This is a genomic window from Bacteroides sp. AF32-8BH (assembly GCF_003435205.1).
Lineage (GTDB): Bacteria > Bacteroidota > Bacteroidia > Bacteroidales > Bacteroidaceae > Bacteroides > Bacteroides ovatus.
The window spans coordinates 103,756-127,419 of record NZ_QVLZ01000014.1 but is presented as its reverse complement, the minus strand read 5'-3'; the positions used below and the strand labels follow the sequence as shown (position 1 = coordinate 127,419).

Below are 23,664 nucleotides of genomic sequence, written 5' to 3'. Positions count from 1 at the left end.
CCCTCCTATTAAGTTTTATCAAGACACTACCCGGCAAGGAAGGATGACCGTAAAGCGACTTCCCTTGCCTACTTCGGATTTGAGTTCAATCCTTCCACCCAGTTTTTCTATAATTACCTGACAAATAGAAAGCCCCAATCCTGCTCCCTGTGAAAATTCGTTCTGTTTGTAGAAACGGCTGAAAATCATCCGTTGTTCTTCGCGTGGAATACCTCTCCCAGTATCTTCTACATAAATCCGCACATGCCCCTCATCCGGCAGATAAATATACCCTAATTTGATATATCCGGTTTCCGTAAATTTACTGGCGTTATTCAAGAAATTTGTTAGAACTTGTATCAAGCGCTCTCTATCCACATTAATTTCCAAAGGTATATTATCCACTTCTTTCAGGAATTCCAGGCGTGGAGCAATCAATACCTGGTGAGTCATATAAATGTCATCAATCAGCTCTCTCACCCTACATTTCTTAAACGAGAAAGACATATAGCCTGATTCGATACGAGAAAGCTCCAAAATATCGTTAATCAATTTGAGCAACAACTCGCTGTTCTTATTAATAGTGCCGATGTATTCTTCGCGTTCTACGGAACTCAATCCATCTTCCAATGCCAGAATATTGGCAAAACCCACAATCGAATTAAGTGGAGTACGTATCTCATGGCTCATATTTGCCAGGAATGATTGTTTCAATTCTGCCTTTTCAGCGAGTAAGCGTGCAGCTTCCAGTTCCTCTTCACGATCTTTTATATCTTGTATGTTGAGCAGCAAACCTGCTGTTTTATATTCACCACCCGAAAGCTGTTTAGTAGTATAACGAAACTCCCACCACTATAGCCTTTACCGTCGAAGTTACAAAGCTCCTGCACAATTTTTTTATGAGCACTTTTCAGATTTCGCCAGTTGAACTTCACTCCCTCCCAATGATCGGGATGAATAAAGCTCATGAATTCCTTAAACGATAGTTGTCTAGGATTTAACCCTTGCGACGCCCAGAATGCATCTTCAAAAACAAAACAACCCTTATCCAATCTCCAAGCATACGTCATTCCACCCTCAATGGCTAATGACAATGTTTCTTTTTCATCAGCCAATGCTATAAGAGCCTGTTTTTTCCTCATCTGTTCCCGAAGATATAGCCACCAAAGAGAAGCAAAAAGTAAAATCAGGAAAAGAACAAATGAAGCGACTAAGGCTCCCCACAAAAATGGATATTCATCTCTGAACGGAATATTGATAATACGATATTTAGCAGGAATACTTTCCTTACTCAAACCAATTTGCGTCATTGTATTCCAGTCTACGACATACTCTTTCCGGCTTTCAACAATGGGTATATCCGAAGGGCTTGCGCCATGTAATATGCGAACGGCAGTTTTCACCTCTTCTTCTACCTGAATAGGCAGCGAAGTGATGTATCCACCCAACAACTTCTCACCAAACCCAAAGGCTTCATTGATGGCTGTCAGACTAGGACTACCACAGATACTCCCAATATTAATAGTGGTGTAATCACGTTTCAACTGGATATAACATTGATCGCGGTAACTCCTGTTCAAAACCCACATAAAAGTAGCATTCGAATGGTTTCTGGCATTACGCAAAGGAATAGCCATGAAACGGGTATAGCCTTCTTCCTGTGCCAAACGTATCTGTTCTTCAGGAGAAAGTTCGGGATTATCTATGAATCCGGTCACTTTATATCCTTTAAACTGCTCCTTTGCATCTCTTCTGATTTGTCTGTCGATATAGGTAGTATCAAGCATGGTAAACAAACGAACGTGCTCACCGAAAAGCTCTTTTGCCACACTGATATTCTCATTAAAGGCTATCTTGTCATGGAAGCCTGTCACGTTGGGATGATGTTTCAGTAATCCCCAATTCGGATAATTGACACCACCAAAAACTACAGGCACTTCTTTCGCCAACTGAATTCCGCATTTCATCAATGAATAAGTAGCCTAGTCTTCATTCACCAGAATCACTTCCGGCCGCCAGTCTTTCGAAACGGAATCAACCAGAAAACGCATTCGTTCCAACTCCGGTTCTTCCCAATAGGACTCACAATCTAAATAAACGGTACGGATATCAGCATCTATTTTCTCTTTCTCAAATTGCTCCGCTATCATCCGGTTAAATTCCGGATAAGCCGCGTAAGTCTCCTCATAAGAGTGGATAACCAGAATACGCCGTTCTTCTTTTTGAGAACAACTACTCCCCCCCAAAAAGAGCAATAAAAATACAGGGAGCAATCTAAAAATTCCTCTATTCACACCATTCATTTATAATAATCGGGATTAATTTTTCTCTGACTCGTAATACAAAGGTAGTTTATTTTCGAACATATAAGCCTAATAAGTGAAAAAAAAGAAGCTGTCTGAACAGAAATTCAGGCAGCTTCTATCTATATAAAGAACTATTTTTTCAGAGTAGCATCATTAACGCTGTCCCAATTGTGAATCTACAAAGAAAATTCCGGTATCACCAGCTTTCTTGATCTTGTCAACAATGCCTTGTGCTGTAGCTTCTTCTTCTACTTGTTCGCGAACAAATCCCCACAAGAAATCCTGTGTTGCTTTATCCTTTTCAGCAGCAGCTACGTCTACCAGCTTGTCCACCAATTGAGAAACATGACATTCATGCTTGTAAACGTGTTCAAACACTTCGAGAGGTGTACCCCATCCGTTAGGAACAACATCTATTTTATCCACTTTAGCAGTTCCTCCACGTTTGATGATATAATCTGCCATTGCATAAGCATGTCCCATTTCTTCCTGGGATTGCTTTTTCATCCAATGAGCAAAACCGCTGAAACCTTCTTTCTCAAAATAGAAAGACATTGCTAAATACAGGTTAGCAGACCACATTTCAGCAGTAATCTGTTCGTTAATTGCATTCTGTAATTTTTCTGAAATCATAATCGTATTTTTTATTAAGTTGTTAATGTAGTTTCTTTTTGAACTCATTACAAAAATAACAAGCTTTCAGTTAAAATTGTTCCATGCACCCTATATTTTTAAACTACATTCACATTTTGATTGTAGTGGTTCATTTTTTACTTACACCAGTTCGTCGGAAGTATATCCTTTCGGCAGTTCACGACAGTTGTATCCGGAAGCCATTATTTCACCATAAGCACCAGCAGAACGAAGGGCTATCAAGTCACCACGCTTCACTTTGTTCAGGTCAATCGCTTTTCCGAAAACATCCGACGATTCACAGATCGGTCCTACTACATCGTATGCCTCCAATGGTTCTTCGGAAGTAATATTTTCCATTTTATGGAATGCCTGATACAGAGCCGGACGGATAAGATCGGTCATACCTGCATCCAGGATGGCAAATTTCTTCCGTGTGCCTTGTTTTACATACAGAACCTTAGAGATTAAGGAACCGCACTGTCCTACAACTGCACGTCCCAATTCAAAATGCAAGGTCTGATAAGGACGTAATTTCAGTTGTCCGGCATAGGTAGCAAAGTAATCCTTGAAGTTCGGAATAGCCTGACGATTGGGATGTCCGTAGTCAATTCCCAAACCACCTCCTACATTAATATGTTCTACCAGAATTCTGCGAGCTTCCAATTTATCCTGTAATTCATTGACACGATTACAGAGAGCTACAAAATCGCCCATATCCAGAATCTGTGAACCAATGTGGAAATGAAGCCCGATAAACTTTACGTTTTTCATCTCCTGCGCCACATCTATCACCTTGTCCATATCCTGCATGCTGATACCGAATTTATTTTCTGCCAAACCGGTAGTGATATTTGCGTGAGTATGTGCGCCTACATCCGGATTGATACGGAAAGCAACATTAGCCACCTTATTTTGAGCAGCAGCCAATTCATTGATTACTTCCAGTTCGGGAATAGACTCTACATTGAAACAGAAGATGCCGTACTCCAGCCCGAGGTTAATTTCCCAGTCTGCTTTACCTACTCCTGCAAAAACAACTTTATTGGCCGGAAATCCTGCACGGATAGCGGCACGAATTTCTCCACCGCTCACACAGTCGGCTCCCATTCCGCTCTCACGGATGATGGTAAGTACTTTCGGGTTAGCATTTGCTTTAACAGCGTAATGCACTGAATAATTAGGATATTTGGCAACCTCATGGTTAATAGCCGACAATGTATCGCGCAGCACTTTGGTATCGTAATAATAGAAAGGTGTCTGCAAAGTGCGGAATTTATCGATTGGAAATATTCCCTTCATAATTCGAAAAACTTGTTTAGTTGGTTAAAAAAGAGCGCTTTTATCAGTTCGGTAAAAGCGCTCGTATTATTTGTGGAATTATTTGCCGTTGAAAAGCATATCGCTCAACGATTGTAAAGCTACTTTCTTATCACACTCCCGAATGAGGAAGGAGATGTTATAGTTACTTCCTCCAAACGAGATCATTCGCACCGGTATATCGCGCATCGCATCGAGTGCTTTTGCTTCAAAACCGACATTTTCCCATTCAAGGTCACCTACAACGCAGATGATACACATTTCTTTATCAACGGTTACTGTTCCGTATTTCTTCAGGTCGTCCAGAATCTCATTAAGATGTTTCGTGTTATCTATCGTAACAGATACACCGACTTCTGACGTACAGATCATATCGATAGATGTCTGATAGCTTTCGAAGATTTCGAACACCTTACGCAAGAAACCATGAGCCAATAACATGCGGCTGGATTTAATCTTAATAGCAGTGATGTTATCTTTTGCAGCTACTGCCTTAATCTTGCCTTTTTCCGTATCGTTAGAAATCAGTGTGCCCGGAGCCTCCGGATCCATTGTGTTCAACAAGCGGACAGGGATATTGGCATATTTAGCCGGCTGGATACAAGTAGGGTGCAGAATCTTTGCACCGAAGTAAGCCAACTCGGCTGCTTCTTCGAAGTGCAGCTGGCGTACCGGAGCGGTCTTGTCAACAATACGCGGGTCGTTATTGTGCATACCGTCGATATCTGTCCAGATCTGGATTTCGGAAGCGTTTACTGCTGCTCCGATCAGAGAAGCGGTGTAGTCGCTACCACCACGTTGCAGGTTGTCTATCTCACCGTAAGCATTGCGGCAGATGAAACCTTGCGTAATGTAGATTTCCGTATCCGGATAAAGATCCAGTTGAGCACGCAACTTATCCTTAATATATACGGGGTCCGGTTCTGCGTTCTTATCAGTACGCATGAATTCCAAAGCCGGAAGCAACGCGGACTTCACACCGCATTCCTGCAGGTAAAAGTTTACCATCGCCGTAGAGATAAGCTCTCCCTGTGCCAAAACCACTTTCTCTTCGAACAAAGTGAAAAGGTCTTTAGTATAGGAGCGGATGTAGTCGAAGTGGGATTTGACAACTTCAAGACCTTTCTGTTTATATTCCTGGGTTGCAAAAAGCTCATCAATATGCTGTTTATATTTTGCTTCCAGCTTATTAATAATCTCGTTGGCACCCTCCGGATTCTTCTTATACAGATAGTCCGAAATTTCCACCAATGTGTTTGTTGTTCCTGACATAGCAGAAAGAACAACAATCTTCTGTTCACCATCGGTAATCAATTTGGCTACTTCCTTCATGCGCTGAGCAGAACCTACGGAAGTTCCTCCAAACTTTAAAACTTTCATTTTCGTTACTGTTTTAGTTATCTATATTTAAATCTATTTCTATTGTTCTCTGTCTGGGCATATATTCATCAGTCACATCTACAATCTGATGGTCGGCACAACGATATACCCTGCCCGGATAATCTTTCAACAGTTGCAAATTGTGCGTCGTCATCACTACCGATGAGCCGGATTCGCAGATATTGTGCAACAATTCAACGATGGCTTTACCTGTTTCCACATCCAGATTTCCGGTTGGTTCATCCGCCAGGATGATAGCCGGAGAATTGAGTACGGCACGTGCAATCACAATGCGCTGCTGTTCGCCACCGGAAAGTTCGTTCGGAAGTTTATAACCTTTGTTGGACATTCCCACCAGTTGAAGCACTTCTTCAATACGCTCCTGTATCTCCTGTTTGTTTTTCCAGCCTGTGGCACGAAGCACAAATTCCAGGTTATTATATACAGTACGGTCTGTGAGCAGCTGAAAATCCTGGAATACAATGCCTAACTTGCGGCGCAATTGCGGGATATGCTTACGTTTGATAGATCGCATATTATAGCCCAGCACTTCCGCTTCACCGTCAATTACATCCAGTTCGCCATAAAGAGTCTTGAGCAGACTCGTTTTCCCCGAGCCTACTTTTCCGATCAAATAGACAAACTCTCCTTTGTGCAATTCCAGATTTACATCACTTAGCACACAGAGTTCCTGTTGATGGATTTCTACGTTCTTATATTGTATCAACGCCCCGTCATCCATGCCGACTCCCGTTTTAATTTTTAATTTCTAATCTTTACTTATTAATGCTTCTTCCAGGTACTGCTATGTCTTTCCTGCAGTTCACGTGCAAGATCTTCGATGCGATAGCCTTTTGAAGCAAGCAATACAATCATGTGATAAATGAGGTCGGCTCCTTCGTAGATCAAACGTTCGTCAGTACCGTTCGTTGCTTCGATCACTGTTTCCACAGCTTCCTCACCTACTTTTTGAGCTATCTTATTGATTCCCGACTCAAACAGGCTGGTTGTATAAGAACCTTCGGGCATTTCTTTGTGACGTTTGTCTATGAAGTCCTGCAATGCTTTCAGGAACATGACCGGTTCTTCGTTTTTCTCCCCCCAACAAGTATCTGTGCCTGTATGACACACAGGACCTACCGGTTCTACTTGAATCAATAATGTATCATTGTCGCAATCAACCTTTATAGATACAACATGAAGGAAGTTACCGCTTTCTTCACCTTTTGTCCATAAACGATTCTTCGTACGGCTAAAGAATGTAACTTTTCCGGTTTCTACCGTTTTATCATAAGCTTCTTTATTCATGAAACCCAGCATCAAGACCTTACGTGTCTCGTTGTCCTGTATGATAGCCGGAACGAGTCCGTTCATTTTATCAAAATCCAATTCCATTTTTATATAAGTTCTAATTACTATTCCAATTTACAATTACTACCTATTCGCCTACGGAATTCTTTTGCAGACAGTTCCTATATTTATCTGACTATATAATCCATCCGCAGGAAAACCCGGCCGGGGTGCCTCACCCCCTGATGGTAATTCCTTCGCCGCAAAGATACGATTTTAATTCGGGAATTTTAATTTCTCCGAAGTGAAAAACACTGGCAGCCAATGCAGCATCTGCCTTTCCCTGTAAAAAGACATCACGGAAGTGCTCCTTACAGCCCGCACCTCCTGAAGCTATGATGGGAATGGAGAGTTGATCCGCTAAAGCGGCAAGTGCTTCATTTGCATAACCGGCTTTTACACCATCGTGATTCATGCTTGTGAAGAGTATTTCTCCTGCTCCGCGTTCCTGTGCTTCTTTAGTCCACTCGAACAGATCTTTATCCGTTTCGATGCGTCCTCCGTTCAGGTAACATTTCCAACCGTTTTCGGTCTGTTTGGCATCTACAGCCAACACACAAACTTGTGAGCCGAAATTCTTTGCTATCTCGTCAACCAACCGGGGATTGCGGATAGCGGAAGAATTGATAGAAATCTTATCTGCCCCTGCATTCAGCAGACGGTCTACATCACTTAATTCATTGATTCCACCACCTACGGTAAATGGGATATTGATATTAGCAGCAATCCGTTTTACCAATTCCGTAAAAGTCTTACGTCCTTCATGGCTTGCAGTAATGTCCAGGAAAACAAGTTCATCCGCTCCCTGTTCACTGTAAGCACGACCTAGCTCCACCGGATCACCGGCTTGGCGCAAGTTGACAAAATTCGTTCCTTTCACGGTTTGTCCGTCTTTTATATCCAGACAAGGTACTATTCTTTTTGCTAACACAATCCTATTTTATTTATTGTTCAACAATTTATAATCTATATTCCTGAAGCTCGATTCTTATCTTCCTTATAATAAAGGTATCTTATTTATTCCGATACGCTCATTACAGAAAGATTCTCAAATCTTGTAAGGTGATATGTCCTTCGTATAATGCCTTACCGAAAATAACTCCGGGAACACCGGCCTCATCCAAGGCTACAATATCATCCATCTTGCTCACCCCGCCACTAGCCATCAGATAAAGGTCAGGGAATTTTGCCAACACCTCTTTATACAAATCGATAGAAGGGCCACTCAACATTCCGTCACAGCTAATATCCGTACAGATTACTTTTCGTATACCTTTATCTATATAATTTTCGAGAAATGGAAAAAGTTCACAGGCACTTTCATCTTTCCAACCATTGACGGCTATCTTATGTTCTTTTACATCTGCCCCCAAAATAATCTTCTCACTGCCGTATATTTCCAGCCAATGACAGAATAATTCCGGATCTTTCACTGCAATGCTTCCTCCGGTTACCATCTGCGCACCGCTCTCAAAAGCAATTTTCAAATCTTCATCACTCTTTACTCCTCCACCAAAATCTATGACAAGAGAAGTGCGTACAGCAATCTGTTCCAACACCCGATAGTTAACGACATGATGAGAAGCAGCACCGTCCAAGTCTACCACATGAAGCCTGCGAACACCGTTCGCTTCAAACTCCTTTGCAACTTCCACCGGGTTCTCATTATACACCTTTTTACTATCGTAATCTCCCTGGGAAAGGCGTACGCACTTTCCATCAATAATATCAATGGCTGGAATAATTTCTATCATCTATTTACTATTTGTATCTTAGAGGTTTAAAAAGTTTGTCAGAATCTTCTCTCCTGTCTTACCACTTTTTTCCGGATGGAACTGGGTAGCATAAAAGTTATCTTTATGGAGCGCAGCACTGAACGGGTGAATATAGTCAGTTGTAGCAGCAGTAAAGTCGCAGGTCGGCACATAGAAGCTATGCACAAAATAGACAAACTCTTCTTCGGTGAACCCTTCAAACAATTTGCTATTCGTTTTTCCAATGGTGTTCCATCCCATGTGCGGCACTTTATCCTCATGTTTCTGCGGGACAAAACGTTTCACATCCACATCAAAGATATTCAAACAATCGACTTCTCCTTCTTCGGAATGCCGGCACATCAACTGCATGCCGAGACAAATTCCAAATACAGGCTGACGGAGATTCTTAATCAGTTCGTCCAGTCCCGTTGCCTTCAAGTGGTTCATGGTAGTTTCCGCCTCTCCCACTCCGGGAAAAATAACTTTATCGGCCGATTGGAGTTCTTCTTTATCAGCAGTAATCACCGCTTCTACCCCCAACCGCTTTAAAGCATAATCCACAGAACGAATATTGCCGGCATTGTATTTTACAACTGCTACTTTCATCAGCTAAATATTACTGTTTTATTTTTATAAGCCAAAACTTTGCGCTCGATGTGCTTCTGCACTGCACGCGAAAGAACGATTTTTTCCAAATCCTTTCCTTTATTTACGAGGTCTTCAATAGCATCTTTATGAGTAATGCGCACTACATCCTGTTCAATAATCGGTCCGGCATCCAGCTCTGTCGTTACATAATGACTAGTTGCACCAATAATTTTCACCCCTCTCTGGAAAGCTGCGTGATAAGGCTTCGCCCCTACAAACGCAGGAAGGAAAGAATGATGAATATTGATAATCTTATTCGGATAAGCATTAATCATCTGTTCGGAGATCACCTGCATATAGCGTGCCAATACAATAAATGTAATCTTATGTTTGGCAAGCAATTCCATCTCTTTGCGCTCCTGTTCTTCTTTCGTCTCCTTGGTGATAGGGAACAGATAGAAAGGAATTCCGAAACGTTCTGCCACGTGCTGCAAATCCGGATGATTACTTATAATAAGAGGTATCTCTACATTCCACTCTCCTGCCGTATACCGGGCTAACATATCGAAAAGACAGTGTGACAGCTTGGATACGAAAATAGCCATACGTGGTTTTACATCAGAGAAATAAAGACGAAAATCCATTTCATATTTTTGCCCGTAGAGTGTTCTGAAATAATCTTCAATTTTTTCCTGTGGAACCAGAAAATCTTTCAGTTCCCATTCAATACGCATGAAGAAGATGTTCTCTACATGATCTACATACTGATCCAAATAGATAATATTTCCTTTGTTTACCGTAATAAAGTCTGTCACTTCCGCTAGGATTCCCGGTTTGTCGGGACAGTGCAATAACAGTTTGGCTGTTGTCATCATTCTTTCTACTAATTAACGATTCTAGGCAGATTATTTTCTACCTTTCTAATTTTAGTCCGCAAAAATAACGATTTATTGCAAAATTACGAATTATTCAAGCAGAAAGTTGATATAAAAACGGTGATTTCTTACAGATAGAAAGATATCGAGAGTTATTTTCAATGAAAAGAATGACAAACTTTAGGATAGTGACGCCATTGCCTTCGGATAGTGACGGTATTCCATCGTGATAGCGTCACTATAACGATCAGATACCGTCACTATCCGAAGAGAAGAAAAACGAATATTTTTTTTCATTACAAAAGTACTCAAAATGAGACACTAAGCATTTTTCTTGTTTTTTCTTGAAAAAAACTTTTCTCAAAACGCTTGCAGGTTTACAAAAAACAACTACCTTTGCACCCGCAATCGAGAGAGATGCAGATTAATAAATTGAAATTCTGGTGCGTTAGTTCAGTTGGTTAGAATACATGCCTGTCACGCATGGGGTCACGGGTTCGAGTCCCGTACGCACCGCTTCTTTCACTAAGAAGCAGAGAGAAATATAAATGAGTTAATCCAATTAAAATTTGGTGCGTTAGTTCAGTTGGTTAGAATACATGCCTGTCACGCATGGGGTCACGGGTTCGAGTCCCGTACGCACCGCGAAAGCAAATAGTAAATTAAAGCAAAGCTCTGAAATTCAAGAAATTCAGAGCTTTTTTCTTTTTCTTCACTTCATTTAAAACAGAGTTTAAGTAGGCGATAGATGTGCCCATTCAAACTCTACAATGATTTTTTAACCAATCATTTTATTCAAATGTAACATTCATCTTCAATTAAAGGTACCTATACTAAGCATCTGTTTATAATTGAACAGAGACTACAACTGCATGTGTAAAATAGGATATTCCTTACCTTCTCCGTCCAAATTCGACCTTTTATATATGTTAAAACCCATATATTCATAAAAACCGACAGCTTGAACATTTTGCTCATTCACATCAACTTTAGTTACTTGCAAATTATCTATGGCATAAGTTATTAATTTTTTTCCGATTCCTGCGCCTCGATACTTATTGTCAATAAATAACATTTCAAGATTTCCTTCTGCAATTCCCATAAATCCGATTAAGATTCCCTCTTGTTCAAATCCGAATAGATTAACATACTGAAAATATACCGGAAGTCGTTCCTTATAATATAGAAAATCTTCCTCTTTAAGAAAATCATGTGTACTCAATACTGCACTTTCCCAAATTTCCATCAAACGTGGATAATCCGTAACTTTAATTTTTCTAATCATACTTGTAATTGCAATTTAAAGCCGCAAAGTTCGTTACTTATACATTCAAAACACTGAACCCAAGTTAAAAAATACGTTTACGGATTCTGCTTAGTGCTTGCTGTGTGATACCCAAATAAGAAGCTATATCTTTTAATGGTATATAGTTTAATGTAATACCATATTCTTCCATCATCTGTAGATAATACTGTTCAGGAGAATATTTAATCAAGTCGATATTTCTTTTCAAAAGTTTATTCAACAATATAGCATTTAAATCTTCAAATACAGTTTTTACTTTAGGGATAGCGGTATATAGTTCATTTACTTGCTTCTTGTCTATTCGGTAAATAACACTATCTACAATTGTTTGCACATTAAATGCAGACCTAGTTTGTAATGTAAAAGATATGTTTGACATTGAAAATGTACCCTCTTTACAAAACCAGAAAGTTTGTTCTTCCCCGTTATGATTTAAAAGCCAACAACGTAATATTCCATCAAAAACGAAATAACTATACCTCTCTGTTTCTCCTTCCTTAATCAAAAATGTACCTTTACTAACTAATATTCGTTCAAAATATTGGTCGAATAACTTAAACTCCTCCCAATTAAAAATATTAGTACTAAAATTAAATTCTTTAAGTAGTTTTTCTAAAAGCATAATCTAAATATGATTCGTAATATACTTACTCATTTAATATATTCACTATTACTTCCGCCCTATTTAACTTCTCATATTTAGTGAATATATTTTCAGTAGCCATCTTTATATTACTCCTTTCGCCCACTCTCCGGCCTGCTTGACACTTCCGTTCAACAATCGGCTTTCTCCCCATACGATTTTTGGATAAAGTTTCTTGAGTTGTTTTACACTATTAGTTATTGAGCTTCCTCCGGAAGTAGCAAATGGAATAACGGTTTTACCGAAGAAATCATATTTCTCAAGGAATGTATTGACCGGACGCGGACATAAATTCCACCATATCGGGTAACCAAGGAATATCACGTCGTAATCTTTCAGATTAAGCGCTTCTCCCCCCAATTCCGGACGTGAATTTTCAGTCGTCATTTCAATTGAACTACGGCTACTCTTGTTGTTCCAGTCAAGATCTGCCGAGGTATAGGCTGTAGCGGGAGTTATCTGATAAAGTTTGCCGCCAACCGTTTTTGCAATGGCATCGGCGGCTTTTTCTGTAGTTCCAGTACAAGAGAAATAGGCAACCAGGATTTTCTTATCGGACTGTACATTAGTATCCGCTGTCTGATTCTGCGCTTTTGATGAGCAGCTAAAGCAAAGGAGACTCATAAATATGAATATAATCTGTTTCATTTTATTTTGATTTTAAATATTTCTTATCATTAATTAGTTTAGACATTATCACGATGGAGTAACCCCACAGGCGTTTTCATTCTTCCATTACTTTGATAATTGCCCATATCGTCCATCAAACGATGTATTTCTTCTGTATTAAGCGCTTTGCGCGTCTTTACATATTCCTTAAAATTCCTCGGTAGTCATATTATTTCCTTTCAAAAGATAAAGCAGGATTAGCAAAAATCATCGTTTAGTCTGTTTGAGTTTGTTATACTCGTCATCTGTAACCGGTTCAAGCCACTCATTGGAAGTGTTTTCGCCGGAAACTTCGAAAGCCAGATGAGCAAACCAACTGTCGGCAGCAGCTCCGTGCCAGTGTTTCACATTGGCAGGAATATGGATAACCGTACCAGGCAAAATCTCTACCGCCGGTTTACCTTCTTCCTGATACCAGCCTCGACCGGCTACACCGATAAGCATCTGTCCGCCACCTTTCGTTGCACGGTGAATATGCCAGTTATTGCGGCAACGTGGTTCAAAAGTAACGTTAGAGATATTCACCTGCTCGCGCGAAACCGGAGCAAGATAACTGTTACCAATAAAATACTGTGCATAGGCTGTATTGGGTTCGCCAATAGGGAAAATCATCTCACGCTGGAAGGCTGTTTTGGCATCCTCACCAACAATATCTTCAGACCATACTCCTTTTGCCAAATTGAACGCTGCCCACGCCTTCGGCCAACCTGCATAGAAACCTATATGAGTGATAATCTCTGCGATCTCCGTGCGGGTGATGCCGTTCTTCTTCGCCGACTGAAGATGATAAACGAGCGAATTGTCCGTGATTCCCATACTGATAAGGGAGGTAATGGTTACTAAACTGCGGTCACGCAGACCGAGTTTGTCAGTGCGGCTCCAAACTTCTCCAAAGAGAACATCGTCATTGAGTTCCGCAAACTTGGGGGCAAACGTTCCTAGCTGGTCACGTCCTGCCGTCTGTACTATCTTTTCTTGTGCCATAACATTGAGTGTTAAAATACTAAATACTGAAAATAAAAGGAGTTTATTCATAATCATTTCGTTTATTGAATGAAGTTATTAATGCAATTTGCGGGGTTAAGCGGCATTTGGTCAGAGAGTACGAGAGTCTTAACCATGTGCAGCGTTCCTTGCTTGTACTTTTGAAAATGCTCCGATGCAATATGAGATTTATAAGCCTCCTGACTCGCGTAAGTTTCAAGAATAGTTATCCTGCCAGGATTCTCTTTTTCGCTGACGGCATACATAGTCAGCACTCCCGGTTCAGTACGCAAGGAGACTTCCCCCACTTCGGCCGCATATTTCATATATTCTTCAAGATACTCCGGATAAACCTCGATTTTCGATAGCCGCACAATACCGTCAGCCGCCATAGGTAATTTGGCGCACATACCAGGCTGCTGTCTTATATCCTTTTTCCCTGTCATACTGCATGATAACATAACGAATAAAGACAAGACACTTAGAATTGTTTTTATCATCATCTTCTATCTTTTCATTGTTAAACTTCTAATTGCAAATTTACTGCGATAAAATGAATGGGCTTGTATATCAATTACGGATTTTTATACCCAAATTCCCGATTCTGTAATAAAGCCGAATAAAAATCAGATATTAGAAGTAAAGTTATTCATCTGTTTTAAGAGCGATAAGATACTTTTCTCATCAGACTCTTGACAAAGGACTTTTTATGTTGTATCTTTGAGAAAAGAAAAAGTATAAGCAACATGAAAATAGTAAGAAATAATCATACATAAATCATAAATAACCTGGTATTTTACAATACCACTCCTATACTATATGGGGCAATAGTCGAATGATTATTGCCCCATTTTGTTTATAATTCAGCTTAAAATCTCTCGTCTGATTCTAAAACTGTTCTACAATAGTTTATAATAAACTCGAATACCGTTTTACTAAAACTATCAAAAAGTTTATTATAAACAGAATCCGGGTTTATTAAAAGCCACGTTTCCTTTTGTCAAAAATAGAGTAAACAAGATTTCTAGGATTCACCATAAAAAATCTGCTACAACCTTACAAGTAATATAAACATACAATCATTCATTTACTTCTTTATTTACACAATCATTTTCCTCTCTCACATTCCATCTTTCTTTTTTCCCAATTCGTTAATTAAACCCAAAACTTCAATTACGATTTGCCGTATCTACCATATTTTTACATACATTTGCGTCTGACACTGGTGTCAGACGCAAGGTCTAATTTAAGATATTTGGTATATGAATACATATAAAGTGGGTTTAGATATAGGCTCTACTACCGCCAAGATGGTAGTATTGGACAAAGATGGAACTACAGTCTTGTTTTCCGGATACAAAAGGCATCAGGCAAAAATACAAGAATGTTTACTCGGATTTCTTTATCAAATAAAGGAACAGTTGGGTGATATTCCTTTATCTTTCCACATTACGGGCTCTGTTGGAATGGGAATTTCAGAGAAATGCTCTCTGCCGTTTGTGCAAGAGGTTGTAGCTGCAACAAACTATGTGCGCCGGGAGCATCCGCACACAGCCACTATGATCGATATCGGAGGAGAAGATGCGAAAGTTGTTTTCTTTCAGGACGGACAGGCTACAGACCTGCGCATGAATGGAAATTGCGCCGGCGGAACCGGGGCTTTCATTGACCAGATGGCTATTCTGCTTGGAGTCTCCATCGACGAATTGAATGAACTGGCACTTCGTTCCAATCAGGTATACTCTATCGCTTCACGCTGCGGAGTATTCTGCAAAACGGACATACAGAATCTGATAGCCAAAAATATATCCAAAGAAAATATAGCAGCTTCCATTTTCCATGCAGTAGCCGTACAGACCACTGTCACACTTGCACGCGGTTGCAATATCGTAGCTCCGGTATTACTCTGCGGTGGCCCATTGACTTTTATTCCGGCCCTTCGGAAAGCATTTGCTAACTATCTGAATCTGTCACAAGATACAGACTTCATATTACCGGAAAAAGGAAATCTGATCCCTGCCTGGGGAGCAGCATTGGCAGAGAACAATGAAGAAAGTATTCATCTCTCCAACCTGATACAGGTAATAGAAAACAAACTAAGTGTTACCTCACCTTTCCAGAGTGATCTTTCTCCTATATTCGACAGTGAGGAAGAATATCGGTCATGGAAAAAAGAAAAAGACCAGTATAAAATTCAATATGCCAGTCTGCGTCCCGGATTACAGGAAGCAACTATCGGCATAGACTCCGGCTCTACTACCACCAAAATCGTAGTACTCGACAACGATCATCGTATCCTTTACTCCTATTATCACGACAACAACGGAAACCCTATAAAAACAGTAGAGAACGGCTTGCAGAAACTATATGAAGAATGCCGGAGACGAGGAACTACCCTGCGCATAAAAGGAGGATGTTCTACCGGTTACGGAGAAGATCTGATAAAAGCGGCTTTCCACATGGATGCGGGAATCATTGAAACCATCGCTCATTATGCTGCTGCCAAACATATCAGCAAAGAAGTTTCTTTTATCCTGGATATTGGAGGGCAGGATATGAAAGCCATCTTTGTGAACGACGGAGTAATCAACAGAATCGAAATCAATGAAGCCTGTTCCTCCGGTTGCGGTTCTTTTATCAGCACATTTGCGAAATCGCTGGATTACAGTGTGGAGGACTTTGCCAAAGCAGCTTGTTTTTCGCAAGCACCATGTGATCTGGGTACACGTTGCACAGTCTTCATGAACTCCAAAGTAAAACAGGTACTTCGGGAAGGAGCGTCCGTAGCGGATATAGCTGCCGGATTATCTTATTCCGTTGTTAAAAACTGCCTGTATAAGGTTCTGCAATTAAAAGACACGGAGATACTTGGCGACCATATTGTCGTGCAGGGAGGAACCATGCGTAATGATTCCATCGTACGAAGTCTGGAAAAACTGACCGGGAAACAAACCTTCCGCAGTAACTGTCCTGAATTGATGGGTGCTCTTGGTTGTGCCCTATATGCCAAACAAATCGAAAATGCCCGGGTGACGGAGCTGAACGAGATGCTCCAATGGGCGCAATATACTTCCAAGCAACTTCAATGCCGGGGGTGCGAGAACCAGTGCGCCATTATGCGATATACGTTCAACAATGACAACCATTACTTCTCCGGCAACCGGTGTGAGAAGGTGTTTTCCAATAAAGGAAGCCATGCGGACAAAGGCATCAATACGTATGATAAAAAGCTGGAATTATTATTTGACCGGAGCGCAGACATTCCACAACCCCTATTCACCATAGGTATTCCACGTATTCTGAACATGTATGAGGAATACCCTTTCTGGCATACCTTATTTACTGCTTGCGGCATTCAGGTACAGTTGTCGGAACCCTCTACATTCAGCAAATACGAGACTGCTGCCGGCATGGTGATGTCTGATAACATCTGCTTCCCTGCCAAACTTGTGCACAGTCATATCCGCAATCTGACGCAACAAAACGTCAACCGGATATTTATGCCGTTCGTCGTTTTCGAGAAAAAGGATAAGCAACAGCAAAACAGCTATAATTGCCCCATCGTTTCCGGTTATTCGGAAGTCATCAAAAGTGTACAGGAAGAGAATATACCGATAGATGCTCCGACTATCACCTTCAAAGATGAAGCATTGCTGTATAAACAATGCTATGAATATCTGAAATCTTTGGGTATCAGGGATGAGGTATGCAAAAATGCCTTCTCACGCGCATTACAGGAACAATATGCTTTCGAAAAAAAAAATTGCGGCCTATAATCAGGAAGTTCTGAACGAGGGACGGGAAAAACACAAACTGATTATCTTACTCGCCGGACGCCCTTACCATAGCGATCCACTGATACAGCACAAGGTTTCGGACATGATTGCTGCGATGGGAGTTTATGTGATAACTGATGATATTGTCCGCCAGCAGGAGATTTCATTGGAAAAGACTCATTACCTCTCTCAATGGGCATTTACCAACCGTATTCTGAAAGCAACCAAGTGGGCGGCAATGCAAGAGGGTGACATACAATATATGCAGATGACTTCTTTTGGCTGCGGTCCGGATGCTTTCCTTATAGATGAAGTACGTAACTTGCTGAAACGATACGGCAAGAATCTTACTTTGCTCAAGATAGACGATGTTAATAATATCGGCTCCATCAAATTACGAGTCCGCTCGTTGGTGGAAAGCTTGAATTTCAGTTTGAAACATTCTCAAACGAAAGATCCCGAGCCATTTGTTTCAACTGCTCCTTTCACCAAGAAAGACAAAAAGAAGAAAATCCTCGCTCCATTCTTTACGCCTTTCATTTCACCACTCATTCCATCCATCATGAAAGTGGCCGGATATGAAATGGAAACGTTACCGTTGAGCGACACCGCATCTTGCGACTGGGGATTGAAATACTCCAATAATGAGGTATGTTATCCGGCAACATTGATTGTCGGCGACATAGTAAAAGCCTTTAAAAGCGGACGTTATGATCCTGCCAATACGTGCGTTGCCATCACACAAACCGGTGGACAATGTCGTGCCAGCAACTATATTTCACTGATAAAAAAGGCATTGATTGAGAATGGATACACCAATACACCGGTGGTATCACTTGCTTTCGGCAGTGGTATCGAAAATGAGCAATCCGGTTTTAAGGTAAACTGGCTCAAGGTTTTACCAATCATACTTGCGTCTGTGTTATACAGTGATTGCATTGCCAAATTCTATTATGCAGCTGTCGTTCGTGAGAAAGAACGGGGACAGGCCGCCCGTCTGCGCGATCTTTATCTGGATACAGCACAGCCCATCATCCAGAAAAATAAACCGGAGGACTTGTTGAGCTACTTATATCTCGCTGCCAGAGACTTCAACAAAATCTGTGAACAGAGATCCTGTCACAAAGTAGGTATTGTTGGGGAAATATTCCTGAAGTTCAACCCTTTTGCTCAAAAGGACGTCACCTCATGGCTCATCAACCAGAAGATCGAAGTGATTCCGCCACTGATAAGTGATTTCTTCATGCAGGGATTTGTCAACCTGAAAGTGAGACAGAACCAACACTTGCAGCGAAAACTCACTCCCGACTTTGTTATAGACTGGTTATACAAGAAAGTCCAGAAGCAGATTAATAAGGTGAATGAAATCGGCAAAAGTTTCAATTACTTCATACCGTTCGAATCTATCTTTGAAAAGGCAGAAAAAGCTAAACAAGTCATCTCCTTGGGCACCCAGTTTGGAGAGGGTTGGCTGATATCCGGTGAAATACTATCCTTTGCTTCCCAAGGAGTCAATCATGTCATTAGCTTGCAACCTTTCGGATGCATTGCCAATCACATTGTAGAAAAAGGAATAGAAAAACGTATAAAATCGCTGTGCCCTCAAATGAATATACTATCTTTAGACTTTGACAGTAGCGTCAGCGATGTGAACATAACAAACAGATTATTACTTTTTATTGACAACATAAACAACTAAAATTATGGCTACAACGGAACATAGCGATTTAGAGCAGCAAATAATAAAAACTGCCCAACAACTTTTTATAGAAAAAGGATTTGTGGAGACCAGCATGAGTGATATTGCTGCAACGGTAGGAATCAACCGGCCCACTTTACATTATTATTTCAGAACCAAAGATAAGATGTTCAAAGCCGTGTTCGGCTCGATAGTCATGTCTTTAATGCCGAAAATACAGGATATAGTAAAACAGGATATCCCATTTATGGAGCGACTAAGCATGATTCTGGATGAGTATATTGAGCTTTTCACAAGTAATCCCTGTCTTCCCAGATTCATTTGCGGAGAAATACAGCGTGATGTAAACCACTTGCTTGCCACTGCAAAAGAACTTCAGTTCGGAGATGCTTTATCCCAAGTGAAAGACAGTATACTGACAGCAATGGAAGACGGTAAACTTAAAAAGGTTCCGATACATATTGTATTTCTGACTGTCTACAGCCTATTGAGCTATCCATTTCTTGCCAAGAACCTGATAGTATCTTTATTCTTGGAAGATGAAGCCGCTTTTGCTGACTTCCTGCAAGAATGGAAACAAAACATCATCAACCAATTGCAGAACTTATTGTGTTATGAGAAATAGTATAGACACTATAAACAAAAAGAGACTGAATATTCAGTCTCTTTTTGTTTATTACCATTCCAATCACCCCATCTTGCACCTTATTCGACCACAAAATCTTCCGATTTAAAATTACTATAGAAACGTCCTGAAATAGCAGTAAACTTCAATACACAGTAATCGGGATCCGTCACTCCCTCCGGATAATACATGGTATCTCCCTCCTGCCAGATCATCTCTTTACTGGCACTATCCGTCAAGACGTCCATCATACCGCGTAGCATGACCCCTCTAAAGAATCTCGTATCGCAGAAGTAGATACATGCATGGTTGTTCTCCCGGTATTGCGCCACACGCATGGACGAAGTATTTGTTGTCAGATAAATCGTTTTTATCCCCTCTCTTTTTCTGGGTTGCAGCATCGCTTTGATGGTAGGAAATCCTTCACTGTCTATCGAACCGATAAAAGCTGTTTTCAGCTTATCAATCATGTTGCCTACTGTTTTTTCCGCGTCTCTCATCATTTTACTTTTTATTATTGGTTTATTATCTGATGCGAAAGTAGAGAAATGCCAGGAAAGCAATGCAATAAAAAGAAAGGTAGAAATAGCACTTTTTACGGTTTGTGTGCTTTACGATACAATAACGGAGTTTCTCCCGTATGCTGCCGGAAGCTACGGATAAAATAAGAAACCGTTGAAAAACAGAGTTCAAATGCAATATCAGCTATAGGAAAGTCCGTATAAACAAGCAGCCTCTTAGCCTCTTCCATCACCTTGCTCTGAATATATTGTTTTGCGCTGATTCCCATGGTCGAGGTTATCATCTCATTCAGATAATTAGGAGTAATGCAGAGCTTATCCGCATAATATTGAACCGAATGTTGCTCTTTTGCATGTGTAGCAACCAAATTCATGAATTTACTTACATGATTATTGGAAACTTCCCTACTTCTGCCCTCCTCTATCGAAGTCATTTTAAGGTAAGCACGGTCCAGCAACATCAGGACTTCATAAAGTAATGCTCTCAAAACGTGTACATCGCCCTGTTGATACGAATCAATCTCCATCTTTATATCATGCAAGGTTTCAAGTATGCGTGTATAAAGCTCATCAGACAAATGTAGTAGTGATGAAGAACTTTCTATCTGAAAAAACGAAAGATGCCGTACAAACAAAGAATCTTTAAAGAGGGAAGACAAAAACTCTTCTTCGAAAATCAGAGCATACCCATTGATGATATGATGAGTATCCCAGTTCCGGATTTCCCCCGGTTTAGAGAAAAGAACGTCACGAGGAATTGCTTCATAGGTTTGGTTATCGACTGAAAAAGCTCCCTTACCTTCTGTTATAAAAGTAATATCATAATAATTTAGAGTGTGGACAGCACTTTTAGCCAGGAACTTCTTCACATACTTCAGTTCTACTACATCGACCAAAAGTTCACTCCCATACTTATGCTTATAAAAAGTATATCGAGGTATTGAGTTTTTCATTCAGAATACAAAAATAGTATTCCTTACCAAATAATCCAAAGACTTTTCAAATTCGATTCGATTGAATAAGCCATGAACCATCTGATAAGGAATACATAGAAAAATATGTCTAGGTTATATTTCCTATTTAGAACTTCCGGCCAGATATCCCAAACTGGTCACATCTGCCCCCAAGTAATGATTAATGTGCTTCAATGGCACCCTGTACAGAATATCTGGAATTTCCGCCAATAAAGAGAGGTACCTTTCCCTTACTGTCAGCTTGCGGGCATTCATATCCTCTTCCTCTTTAAAGTAAAACTGATACTCCATCAGTTGACGGACCAGATTCGCAAATGAAATTGAAGATGCACACAACTCTTCAATCTCCTCTTCACTGATGTAATAAGCAGCACATTTCGTCAGTGTCTTGATAGAATACTGACTTGAATTATAGCATAACACAGCATCACCCGCAGAGAAAAACCGATTGGTTCTCTCTTCTCCTTCATGAGTGGTATATGTATGCAAAATACCGGAAACAATAATGTACAAGCTCTGCTCTGGCATTGTGGCAGAAGCAATCGTTTCTCCTTTATCCAGATACACCATTTCCATTCGAGCCAACAGCTCTTTCACTTCTCTTTCATCCACCTGATACTCAAAACAGAGTTTCTTCAAATAAGCTTCCATACAAAATAGATTTTAGTTAATATATGTCACTTAAAAACACCTAATTCGACATAGCAGGCATCATTGTGCCTCTCAAATATAATTTCCTTTGGGTATATCGTAAATACCAGATACAGATCAATAATGAAACGACCGTTGAAATGGGTGGAGCAAATCCCATGATAAACAGCGACAAGCTATCTATCTGGCTGAACCAGTATGACAACGGTATACGGAACAGGAAAGTGGCTATCAGACTGTGAATCATCGGGAATAACGAGTTTCCTTGTCCGCTGAAATAAGAATTAATGCAGAACACGAAACTAACCACGATGCAGTCGATGCTATACCCTCGCAAATAATCTGCCGCCATTGCCACCACAGCAGCATCTTTCGTAAAGAAAGCAGTAAGAGTCTCCGGTAGGAATTGCGAATACACACAAACCGACACACCGAAAATAAGAGCAATTCCTATTCCCGAAGCAAGACATTTATTCATTCTCTTGATAAGTCCCGCTCCATAATTTTGTGCAGTCATGGTTGCCACAGCCGATGATATAGCCATCGGAGGCAGCATAGCAAACACAATGATTTTCTCAACAACACCCAGGGAAGCAGATGCAATGACTCCCATCTGATTGACAATGACAGTGATAATCAGAAAAGAAACATTGATTAAAGCATCCTGCAAAGCAATAGGTGCTCCCAACACCAAGATCTTTTTAGACAGATTCCGGTTCAATCGAATATCTTTCCGTGAAAAGTCAAAATGGAATCCGTGCCGGTATAAGAACCAGAGCGCTATTCCAAAGCTGACTCCTTGTGCAGTTACAGTAGCGATAGCCGCTCCCGTAGCCCCCCAATGAAAATAACCGACCAATATAAAATCGAGCACTATATTTATCACACATGCCAGCCCAACAAAATAAAGTGGTGTTTTAGAATCACCCAATCCACGCAAAATACCACATACAACATTATATCCTACTATAAACAGAATACCCAGAGAGCATACCAAAATATAGTTTTTCGTATCTACCATCGCTTCGACAGGAGTATGCATCAGTTCTGCTATCCGACTATGAAAAAGCACCATGACCAAAGTTAGCACTACGCCGGTTATTGAAAACAACCATACGGAAGACCCGATAGTAAAAGCTACTTTCCGATTGTCTTTAGCTCCGGTAGCAATAGCAATCAGCACTGTTGTCCCGGTAGTAATACCCAGAATAATACCTGTAATTGTCTGCATCACCTGACTACCAATAGCTACGGCTGCCACACTTGCCGAATCATCATATTGTCCGACAACGAAAAGGTCAGCCCCGCCATAAAGTGCCTGGAGCACATTGGCAATCAGAAAAGGTACTGCAAACTGCAACAATACCTTCGGTACGCTTCCTTGTGTCAAATCTAACTCTTTCATAGTTTCTTCGATACTTTTCCTCTTTATCTTATTTTGTTACAACATAAAAAAAGTGCCGGACAAGCGAATGATTTGCACCATTCATCTTATCCAGCACTATAATTATTATTATAGCACCCTCCGATGAGGATTTTTATGCCTGTCCCTATTTCAGGGCTGCAAATATGGGCTTTGTTTTCATAATTACCAAATTTTAACCGGTTTTTATTTTCTTATGAAGATG

The 23,664-nt window shown here is 40.5% G+C and carries 18 protein-coding genes, 2 tRNA genes and 4 pseudogenes; 4 read left to right on the top strand and 20 right to left on the bottom strand.

The window, feature by feature from the left end:
* Positions 1 to 18 precede the first annotated feature (18 nt).
* The 10 genes and pseudogenes from DWZ47_RS12070 to purU form a co-directional block, all read right to left on the bottom strand.
* Positions 19 to 2,282, bottom strand: a pseudogene (locus tag DWZ47_RS12070) (ATP-binding protein).
* A 156-nt stretch (positions 2,283 to 2,438) separates the two neighbouring features.
* On the bottom strand, positions 2,439 to 2,918 hold the full coding sequence (locus tag DWZ47_RS12065; RefSeq protein ID WP_004304025.1) for a ferritin: 480 nt from the start codon (positions 2,916 to 2,918) through the stop codon (positions 2,439 to 2,441).
* Between the two features lie 141 nt (positions 2,919 to 3,059).
* Entirely contained in the window at positions 3,060 to 4,220 is a 1,161-nt protein-coding gene (lysA, locus tag DWZ47_RS12060; RefSeq protein WP_004304026.1) for a diaminopimelate decarboxylase, read from the bottom strand.
* Between the two features lie 78 nt (positions 4,221 to 4,298).
* The gene (locus DWZ47_RS12055; RefSeq protein WP_117513260.1) at positions 4,299 to 5,618 is read right to left on the bottom strand and encodes an aspartate kinase; all 1,320 of its coding nucleotides are present in this window, start codon (positions 5,616 to 5,618) and stop codon (positions 4,299 to 4,301) included.
* A gap of 13 nt (positions 5,619 to 5,631) precedes the next feature.
* Positions 5,632 to 6,360, bottom strand: coding sequence for a cell division ATP-binding protein FtsE (locus DWZ47_RS12050; protein WP_004297044.1), 729 nt, complete (start codon positions 6,358 to 6,360; stop codon positions 5,632 to 5,634).
* Positions 6,361 to 6,401: 41 nt separating this feature from the next.
* Entirely contained in the window at positions 6,402 to 7,013 is a 612-nt protein-coding gene (hisIE, locus tag DWZ47_RS12045; protein ID WP_117513259.1) for a bifunctional phosphoribosyl-AMP cyclohydrolase/phosphoribosyl-ATP diphosphatase HisIE, read from the bottom strand.
* Between the two features lie 130 nt (positions 7,014 to 7,143).
* A complete protein-coding gene (hisF, locus tag DWZ47_RS12040) occupies positions 7,144 to 7,899 on the bottom strand; it encodes an imidazole glycerol phosphate synthase subunit HisF (protein ID WP_004297046.1) in 756 nt (251 codons plus the stop codon).
* 103 nt (positions 7,900 to 8,002) lie between these two features.
* The gene (gene hisA, locus DWZ47_RS12035; protein WP_004311504.1) at positions 8,003 to 8,722 is read right to left on the bottom strand and encodes a 1-(5-phosphoribosyl)-5-[(5-phosphoribosylamino)methylideneamino]imidazole-4-carboxamide isomerase; all 720 of its coding nucleotides are present in this window, start codon (positions 8,720 to 8,722) and stop codon (positions 8,003 to 8,005) included.
* A gap of 18 nt (positions 8,723 to 8,740) precedes the next feature.
* Entirely contained in the window at positions 8,741 to 9,331 is a 591-nt protein-coding gene (hisH, locus tag DWZ47_RS12030; protein ID WP_004297048.1) for an imidazole glycerol phosphate synthase subunit HisH, read from the bottom strand.
* Positions 9,331 to 10,188 carry a formyltetrahydrofolate deformylase gene (gene purU / locus DWZ47_RS12025; RefSeq protein WP_004297049.1) on the bottom strand — a complete coding sequence of 286 codons (858 nt, stop codon included), beginning with the start codon at positions 10,186 to 10,188 and terminating at the stop codon, positions 9,331 to 9,333. The genes hisH and purU overlap by 1 nt, the downstream gene beginning before the upstream one ends.
* A 442-nt stretch (positions 10,189 to 10,630) precedes the next feature.
* Between purU and DWZ47_RS12020 the strand changes: the two genes are divergently transcribed.
* Both DWZ47_RS12020 and DWZ47_RS12015 read left to right on the top strand, forming a co-directional pair.
* Positions 10,631 to 10,704 (top strand) — tRNA-Asp (locus DWZ47_RS12020).
* A gap of 55 nt (positions 10,705 to 10,759) precedes the next feature.
* Positions 10,760 to 10,833 (top strand) — tRNA-Asp (locus DWZ47_RS12015).
* A 217-nt stretch (positions 10,834 to 11,050) separates the two neighbouring features.
* Here DWZ47_RS12015 and DWZ47_RS12010 read toward each other — a convergent pair.
* The 6 genes and pseudogenes from DWZ47_RS12010 to DWZ47_RS11985 form a co-directional block, all read right to left on the bottom strand.
* Positions 11,051 to 11,473: a GNAT family N-acetyltransferase gene (locus DWZ47_RS12010; protein ID WP_004311505.1), complete on the bottom strand. Its 423-nt coding sequence runs from the start codon at positions 11,471 to 11,473 to the stop codon at positions 11,051 to 11,053.
* Positions 11,474 to 11,537: 64 nt separating this feature from the next.
* Positions 11,538 to 12,116: a Crp/Fnr family transcriptional regulator gene (locus DWZ47_RS12005; protein ID WP_004311506.1), complete on the bottom strand. Its 579-nt coding sequence runs from the start codon at positions 12,114 to 12,116 to the stop codon at positions 11,538 to 11,540.
* 105 nt (positions 12,117 to 12,221) lie between these two features.
* Entirely contained in the window at positions 12,222 to 12,785 is a 564-nt protein-coding gene (locus tag DWZ47_RS12000; protein WP_117513257.1) for a flavodoxin, read from the bottom strand.
* A 98-nt stretch (positions 12,786 to 12,883) separates the two neighbouring features.
* Positions 12,884 to 12,958 (bottom strand): annotated as a pseudogene (locus tag DWZ47_RS30955) (sugar O-acetyltransferase); the annotation flags it as partial.
* A 55-nt stretch (positions 12,959 to 13,013) separates the two neighbouring features.
* A complete protein-coding gene (locus DWZ47_RS11990; RefSeq protein ID WP_081084210.1) occupies positions 13,014 to 13,841 on the bottom strand; it encodes a carboxymuconolactone decarboxylase family protein in 828 nt (275 codons plus the stop codon).
* Between the two features lie 11 nt (positions 13,842 to 13,852).
* A pseudogene (locus DWZ47_RS11985) lies at positions 13,853 to 14,221 on the bottom strand (putative quinol monooxygenase); the annotation flags it as partial.
* An 831-nt stretch (positions 14,222 to 15,052) separates the two neighbouring features.
* Between DWZ47_RS11985 and DWZ47_RS11980 the strand changes: the two are divergent.
* Both DWZ47_RS11980 and DWZ47_RS11975 read left to right on the top strand, forming a co-directional pair.
* Positions 15,053 to 19,265 (top strand): annotated as a pseudogene (locus tag DWZ47_RS11980) (acyl-CoA dehydratase activase-related protein).
* Positions 19,266 to 19,269: 4 nt separating this feature from the next.
* Positions 19,270 to 19,890 (top strand): TetR/AcrR family transcriptional regulator, encoded by a 621-nt coding sequence (locus DWZ47_RS11975; protein WP_032846567.1) that lies wholly within the window; start codon positions 19,270 to 19,272, stop codon positions 19,888 to 19,890.
* Between the two features lie 80 nt (positions 19,891 to 19,970).
* Here the strand turns inward: DWZ47_RS11975 and DWZ47_RS11970 are convergent, their stop codons facing one another.
* The 4 genes from DWZ47_RS11970 to DWZ47_RS11955 all read right to left on the bottom strand — a co-directional run bounded on the left by DWZ47_RS11970 (position 19,971) and on the right by DWZ47_RS11955 (position 23,441).
* Positions 19,971 to 20,393 (bottom strand): pyridoxamine 5'-phosphate oxidase family protein, encoded by a 423-nt coding sequence (locus tag DWZ47_RS11970; protein WP_182281616.1) that lies wholly within the window; start codon positions 20,391 to 20,393, stop codon positions 19,971 to 19,973.
* Positions 20,394 to 20,485: 92 nt separating this feature from the next.
* Positions 20,486 to 21,364 carry a helix-turn-helix domain-containing protein gene (locus tag DWZ47_RS11965; RefSeq protein ID WP_117513252.1) on the bottom strand — a complete coding sequence of 293 codons (879 nt, stop codon included), beginning with the start codon at positions 21,362 to 21,364 and terminating at the stop codon, positions 20,486 to 20,488.
* Between the two features lie 123 nt (positions 21,365 to 21,487).
* Positions 21,488 to 22,036 carry a Crp/Fnr family transcriptional regulator gene (locus DWZ47_RS11960; RefSeq protein ID WP_004326679.1) on the bottom strand — a complete coding sequence of 183 codons (549 nt, stop codon included), beginning with the start codon at positions 22,034 to 22,036 and terminating at the stop codon, positions 21,488 to 21,490.
* Between the two features lie 40 nt (positions 22,037 to 22,076).
* The gene (locus DWZ47_RS11955; protein WP_117513251.1) at positions 22,077 to 23,441 is read right to left on the bottom strand and encodes an MATE family efflux transporter; all 1,365 of its coding nucleotides are present in this window, start codon (positions 23,439 to 23,441) and stop codon (positions 22,077 to 22,079) included.
* Positions 23,442 to 23,664: the final 223 nt, after the last annotated feature.

Coding starts and splice junctions, on each gene's coding strand:
- DWZ47_RS12065 (WP_004304025.1), bottom strand. CDS start 2,918: ATGATTTCAGAAAAATTACAGAATGCAATTAACGAACAGATTACTGCT.
- lysA (WP_004304026.1), bottom strand. CDS start 4,220: ATGAAGGGAATATTTCCAATCGATAAATTCCGCACTTTGCAGACACCT.
- DWZ47_RS12055 (WP_117513260.1), bottom strand. CDS start 5,618: ATGAAAGTTTTAAAGTTTGGAGGAACTTCCGTAGGTTCTGCTCAGCGC.
- DWZ47_RS12050 (WP_004297044.1), bottom strand. CDS start 6,360: ATGGATGACGGGGCGTTGATACAATATAAGAACGTAGAAATCCATCAA.
- hisIE (WP_117513259.1), bottom strand. CDS start 7,013: ATGGAATTGGATTTTGATAAAATGAACGGACTCGTTCCGGCTATCATA.
- hisA (WP_004311504.1), bottom strand. CDS start 8,722: ATGATAGAAATTATTCCAGCCATTGATATTATTGATGGAAAGTGCGTA.
- hisH (WP_004297048.1), bottom strand. CDS start 9,331: ATGAAAGTAGCAGTTGTAAAATACAATGCCGGCAATATTCGTTCTGTG.
- purU (WP_004297049.1), bottom strand. CDS start 10,188: ATGATGACAACAGCCAAACTGTTATTGCACTGTCCCGACAAACCGGGA.
- DWZ47_RS12010 (WP_004311505.1), bottom strand. CDS start 11,473: ATGATTAGAAAAATTAAAGTTACGGATTATCCACGTTTGATGGAAATT.
- DWZ47_RS12005 (WP_004311506.1), bottom strand. CDS start 12,116: ATGCTTTTAGAAAAACTACTTAAAGAATTTAATTTTAGTACTAATATT.
- DWZ47_RS12000 (WP_117513257.1), bottom strand. CDS start 12,785: ATGAAACAGATTATATTCATATTTATGAGTCTCCTTTGCTTTAGCTGC.
- DWZ47_RS11990 (WP_081084210.1), bottom strand. CDS start 13,841: ATGAATAAACTCCTTTTATTTTCAGTATTTAGTATTTTAACACTCAAT.
- DWZ47_RS11975 (WP_032846567.1), top strand. CDS start 19,270: ATGGCTACAACGGAACATAGCGATTTAGAGCAGCAAATAATAAAAACT.
- DWZ47_RS11970 (WP_182281616.1), bottom strand. CDS start 20,393: ATGATGAGAGACGCGGAAAAAACAGTAGGCAACATGATTGATAAGCTG.
- DWZ47_RS11965 (WP_117513252.1), bottom strand. CDS start 21,364: ATGAAAAACTCAATACCTCGATATACTTTTTATAAGCATAAGTATGGG.
- DWZ47_RS11960 (WP_004326679.1), bottom strand. CDS start 22,036: ATGGAAGCTTATTTGAAGAAACTCTGTTTTGAGTATCAGGTGGATGAA.
- DWZ47_RS11955 (WP_117513251.1), bottom strand. CDS start 23,441: ATGAAAGAGTTAGATTTGACACAAGGAAGCGTACCGAAGGTATTGTTG.